This is a genomic window from Bacteroides sp. CAG:633 (assembly GCF_000435115.1).
Taxonomy (GTDB): Bacteria; Bacteroidota; Bacteroidia; order Bacteroidales; family Bacteroidaceae; genus Bacteroides; species Bacteroides ndongoniae.
On sequence record NZ_FR882970.1, the window covers coordinates 1 to 5,519 of the forward strand.

General features: G+C 43.8%; 5 protein-coding genes. 1 reads left to right on the forward strand and 4 read right to left on the reverse strand.

Annotated features, from left to right (window positions below; genetic code table 11):
- Positions 1-901 (forward strand): phosphopyruvate hydratase (gene eno / locus QVP67_RS01295; RefSeq protein WP_288179772.1); only part of this gene is annotated, 901 nt, incomplete at its 5' end.
- Positions 902-1,004: 103 nt separating this feature from the next.
- Here eno and QVP67_RS01300 read toward each other — a convergent pair.
- The 4 genes from QVP67_RS01300 to QVP67_RS01315 all read right to left on the reverse strand — a co-directional run bounded on the left by QVP67_RS01300 (position 1,005) and on the right by QVP67_RS01315 (position 5,118).
- Entirely contained in the window at positions 1,005-1,319 is a 315-nt protein-coding gene (locus QVP67_RS01300; RefSeq protein WP_022161755.1) for a DUF3467 domain-containing protein, read from the reverse strand.
- Between the two features lie 338 nt (positions 1,320-1,657).
- Positions 1,658-2,485: a formylglycine-generating enzyme family protein gene (locus tag QVP67_RS01305; RefSeq protein WP_022161757.1), complete on the reverse strand. Its 828-nt coding sequence runs from the start codon at positions 2,483-2,485 to the stop codon at positions 1,658-1,660.
- Positions 2,486-2,920: 435 nt separating this feature from the next.
- Complete coding sequence (locus QVP67_RS01310; RefSeq protein ID WP_022161758.1) at positions 2,921-3,163, reverse strand: hypothetical protein; 243 nt, start codon at positions 3,161-3,163, stop codon at positions 2,921-2,923.
- A 158-nt stretch (positions 3,164-3,321) separates the two neighbouring features.
- Positions 3,322-5,118, reverse strand: a complete 1,797-nt coding sequence (locus tag QVP67_RS01315; protein ID WP_288179773.1) for a tetratricopeptide repeat protein — start codon at positions 5,116-5,118, stop codon at positions 3,322-3,324.
- Between the last annotated feature and the right edge of the window lie 401 nt (positions 5,119-5,519).

Consider the following 5,519-nt stretch of genomic DNA (forward strand, 5'->3'; position numbering starts at 1 on the left):
CGACATTCCCTTGTACCGATACATCGGCGGTACCAACACTTATGTGCTGCCCGTTCCCATAATGAACATCATCAATGGTGGCTCGCACAGCGATGCTCCCATCGCCTTTCAGGAGTTCATGATACGGCCCGTAGGTGCACCGTCGTTCCGCGAAGGACTGCGCATGGGGGCCGAAGTGTTCCATGCGCTGAAGAAAGTGCTTCACGAACGCGGACTCAGCACGGCTGTAGGCGATGAAGGCGGATTCGCTCCTGCCCTGAACGGCACCGAAAATGCACTGGACTGTATCATGGCCGCCATCCGCACCGCCGGATACGAACCGGGCAAAGACGTCAAGATAGGCATGGACTGCGCTTCCAGCGAATTCTATAAAGACGGAATCTATGACTACACCCTCTTCGAAGGCCCCCAAGGCAAGAAACGTTCTGCCGACGAACAGATAGCCTACTTGGAGGAACTCATCAACAAGTACCCCATCGACTCCATCGAAGACGGCATGAGCGAAAACGACTGGGAAGGCTGGAAGAAGCTGACCGCCCGCATCGGGCACCGCTGCCAGCTGGTAGGCGACGACCTCTTTGTCACCAACGTCGAGTTCCTCCGCAAAGGCATTGCCGAAGGTTGCGCCAACTCCATCCTGATCAAGGTCAACCAGATCGGTTCGTTGAGCGAAACGCTCGACGCCATCGAAATGGCCCACCGCCACGGCTACACCACCGTCACCTCGCACCGCTCGGGCGAAACTGAAGATGCCACCATTGCCGACATTGCCGTAGCCACCAACAGCGGGCAGATCAAGACCGGGTCGCTGAGCCGTTCGGACCGCATGGCCAAGTACAACCAGCTGCTCCGCATCGAAGAAGAGCTGGGCGACCTGGCCGTATACGGTGTACCTAAATAAACACAGCACCTCAGTGTTTTTTATAAACGAAGGAGGACAAGCCCCTTGGTTCTGCCACTGGCTTGTCCTCCTTACTTTATTATATAGAATGCCTTTTATAGCATCAGGCTTCACCCTTCAACGGGAAGATGGCCTGACGGCCGGCACCTTCCTGAGGTACCCGGATTTCGCCAAACACTCTTTCGTATTTGGCAATATTCTCTTCCAACGCACGAAGCAGACGTTTAGCATGCTCGGGCACCATAACGACACGCGACTGCACACCAGCCTTGGGCATTCCCGGCAACACGCGTACGAAATCGAATACAAACTCCGAACTGCTATGAGTAATGATAGCCAGGTTCGAATAAGTGCCTTGAGCCACGTCTTCCTTCAATTCTATTTGTAACTGTCCGTTATTATTTTCCTGATTTTCCATAAATATGTGTTTTTAGTTATTGAATCTGTCACAAAAGTACGGAATACTATTCGAAAAATACAAGTAAAAACGCATAAAAGATAAACGCATTCAAGAAAAACAAAAAAGAATCCGGGCCATCAGGATAGCTTACTCATAAAAACAAAGCATGGCTTAATAAGGAAAAAGAACTGGCGCATAAATCCATAGCTTCAAAATGAAAATGAGTATGGATACTGTTCTGAAAATTACCAAGACACAAAAAGCTGCCCCGAAAAACCAAATATCCACATTTCTGAGGGTCAATATCCCAACAATAGAAAAAACTTATTTTAAGTTCGCAATACAAACATTCTCCCTTAATTAGAAGTAGAAAGAGCAAGACGAAAACCATAACCGCTCGTTCGGTGTTGAGGCCACGAATAAGTCCTATAAGTCACACTGCAAACAACGTCATCGCTCTCACAACTCCCCCCGCGACGCACTCGATAGTCGCCTGTAGATGGTCCTAAGGGATCAATCTGCGCTGAAGATGAATAAGTTCCATACCAATCTTGACACCATTCAGACACATTTCCACTCATGTCATACAATCCCAACTCATTAGGTTGCAAAGATTTAACAGGAAATGCCACAGGAGGATTGCCTGATGGATCAAACACATAACATCGTGCCACATCCTCCACATTATCACTCCCACTATATTGATAACCTTTGGAAAGAACTCCCCCACGAGCAGCATACTCCCACTGCGCCTCGGTAGGTAATGTAAAATGTTCTCCCGTCACTTTATTCAGTTCCCATATGAAATCCAGACAATCGTAATACGATACGTTATTTACCGGACACTGGAGATCGGTAATCTTATAGGACGGATTCGTCCCCATCACAGCCACCCAAAGTTCCTGTGTCACTTCGGTTTCACCAATAGCAAAGTCACTGAGCGTCACCTCATGTACCGGTTTCGCATTATATGGCGGTTCTTGCTGCCCACTTGTCTTCCCCATGGTAAACGTGCCGCCCTTGACATCTACCATATAAAACGTAACCCCATTCACTGTATATCCGATTCCATTACTCGGCAATACCGGATTGTCTTCCTCTGGCTCCAAATCTTCTTTATCACTCGAACAAGCTCCTAACAACAACCCTGCCATCATTATAAAACAAAAGAATTTCATTTTCATCTTACAATATTCCGTTAAAAATCCAATATATCTATTTTGTTATCAATGTTCTACAATAAAATACATTTCATCTACAAAATTAATTCTTTTTATAAAATTATCCAAACGGAAACATATTTTTCTTCGAATTTTTCTTCGAAACTAACCTACAGCTAGTTCATAAAAAATGCAAGGAAGCATCAGTGTCCTTGATAAATAAAAGATCCATGGAGACTAACATGATTTTTTATTTTGATAAAGATATTTAGGAACTATATAAACACCACCCCATTATTTGTACAAAAGCAGGCACTAAAAAGGAAAAATTCTAATAACTGATTTTGGGTTAAAAGTTAAAGTCAATAGCTTAAAAACATAACAGGTATCCTCTTCACCAAAATATAGGTTTAACTTCTTAAAAGCTTAACTACCAAGTAAGAATTTTCTTCAGAACCTTCAATTAGTTGGTTTCTTGAATCCCAACGCACCATACAATCCCACTCCATCATAGTAATAAGTTTCCCGATACTTGTCATACAGGATGTCGATCCCCAAATCATTACGCATATAGCCTAAGTAATTGAACAAGGAGGAACGGGACAAATCCAGCTTGCGGGCAAACTCTACAGCATTGCCGGTACAGCAGTGTTGAATCAGGAAATTCATGTGCAGCACTTTTTTCAGATCAATTCGTTTCATAGTTATTTTCATTGTTTCGTTGACGCAAAGTTATCAACTTTTAAGTAGTTTTTCATAGACTGGACATAGACTGCGTATGGACAAATAAAAAAAGGTAATACGCTGTTTATTCGCGTATTACCTTTTTCGTGTTTTATCTGATATGGACATCGGATGCTTTAGTAGTTCCACAACCATAGCTCCAAAGTGGTTCCAGCGCTCCAAGTCCCGGTCTTTTGAATGATGCGTTCCTTCAGCCGAAACTTCCGTTTCGAGACAGAAGCCGCTTCAATGGCCAGCATGGTAGCAATAGCAGAATTAGAGAAATGCAGCCTGATGAGACAGCACAATTGTAGTTCGTTTTCCGTTAACGAGGGGATGGCGGCTGTCAGCCGTTTGGTGAAGTGGTCGAAAAGCTGATCAACACTCCGTTTGATAGCCTCCCACTCCTCCTCGCGAATGTAGTGGGGTGAGTGTTTCAGACACCGTAGGGTCTCGTCTTTCTCCAGCAAGAGACTGGAGAGGAACCATTCGCGGTCGTGCAGCCGCAGGTTTTCCTTCGAGAGCACATCCAGTTGCTCCAGTTCCACGGATTTCTCCTTCAGTATGGCCGACATACCGTCGATGTCCCGTTGCAAGCCGCGATTTTCTTCTTCCAACTGTTCGTTGTGCCGAGCGATTTCGGCCAAAGTCTTCCGCTGTTCTTCCAGCTCTTCCTGCATTCCCCTGCCGGCTTCCATCTGTTCTTCCAGTTCCTGCATGCGCATGCGGTTGCGGTTGATAAGCTGTTCGTTTTCCTGGATATGAACAGACTTGGAGCGAATTTTTTCTTCCGCTTCTTGAATACGACGTTCCTTGCGGAGCAATTTCTTTTGGTAAACATAAATGAGAGAGGCCACCAGCAGCATAGCTACAGCCAATCCTATCAGAGAATTACGAACTACAGCATCTTTTTTAATCTTTAAGACGTTCTTCTCGTTAATCAGTTTCTGCTGGTCATACTTCTCTTGAATTTCAATCAAAGCACGACTCTTATCTGCACGGTGCAGGGAGTCAAGATACCAAGACATTTCAAAACAATGTTCGGCTGCGGACTGATAATCCCTCTTCTGCTTGTAAGCAAAATAAAGTTGCTGATGAGCGTCTGTAATTTGTGTAATATTCACATCGCAAGCTGTTAAAGTTTGCTGAAAATAATAAATAGCAGAGTCTATTTTCCCTATATTATAGTAAGTCTCACCACTTACTAAATAACCTGCTGCATTTTCTCGAACACTGTATTCGTTATTCAAATCCATCATTTCACGTACATAATAGAGTGCCGAATCATAGTCTCTTACCTTATTATATACAGAAGCCAACTCGCATTTTATCCCATTTCTTTGCTTATCTTTTGCAAATGACATTGCCTTTTTATAGTATTCAATAGATTCATTATATTTAGTTAAGCTACTACATATCCTTGCTTGAAGAACTAAAGCAGAACTTATATAGTTATAACTTTTACTTGCAATAGCATACCTATGGGCTTCTTGAGCTGCTTTCAACGCATATTCATTCAAATGCTGATATGCATACGTATCAGCCAATCCCACATAAATCAAATGCCCCAACTGATAATCGGTTGTCTTTTCCACCTCCTCCGCCGCCTGAAGGAAATATTTATGTGCCTCCTCTATTTGTTGCTGTTCTTTGCAAATGGCTCCTTTATAATACAAAGCCAAAGCCTTACGTTGCGTATCCCCCTGTTTCATAAAAAAATCATAGGCAATGTTTATCAGGGAATCCGACTGCTGCATATAGAGCTTGTAGCGTGCCTGTGTGGTAAACAAAGCCCACGTGGCATACTGTAGCCGGTCAGAAGGCTGAGGAACCGGCATCGATTGAAGCAGGCGGAGCGCACTGTCGGGCGATTCGTACATGATGGATTCAGCCTGTTGCAGTTCGGGCAGCAGGGGAGTGGCAGAATTTTGCACAGAATTATGACACGAAAACAGGATAATACATGCAAAAATACTTATTACGGATTGGACAAATGCATTGTGTATCATAGGCAAGATTGTATGGATCATTATGAAACAAATAGTCGTATTTTGCGCATGCAAAAGTAAAAGTTAAATTGAAAATATGCAATAGAGTCCAGACTTATTGGACTCCATGCCGCTACATTTGTGGCGTAATAAGGAATGATGGTATCAGACGAATGGCCGGGAACTGGGCGGACGAAACACACGTACACACTGCGTTGGCTGCCATCCTAGGAATAAGAAGTTAGAAGCAATGATAGTTCATCTCTATTGGGCTTAGGAACGTAAGTTCCATCGTTGGAAAATGAAGAAAGAAGAATACTAAAACCAGAACTTAAATTATAATATTA

Excerpts from the sequence above, each read along its gene's own strand:
- QVP67_RS01310 (WP_022161758.1), bottom strand. The coding sequence starts at position 3,163 with ATGAAACGAATTGATCTGAAAAAAGTGCTGCACATGAATTTCCTGATT.
- QVP67_RS01300 (WP_022161755.1), bottom strand. The coding sequence starts at position 1,319 with ATGGAAAATCAGGAAAATAATAACGGACAGTTACAAATAGAATTGAAG.
- QVP67_RS01305 (WP_022161757.1), bottom strand. The coding sequence starts at position 2,485 with ATGAAAATGAAATTCTTTTGTTTTATAATGATGGCAGGGTTGTTGTTA.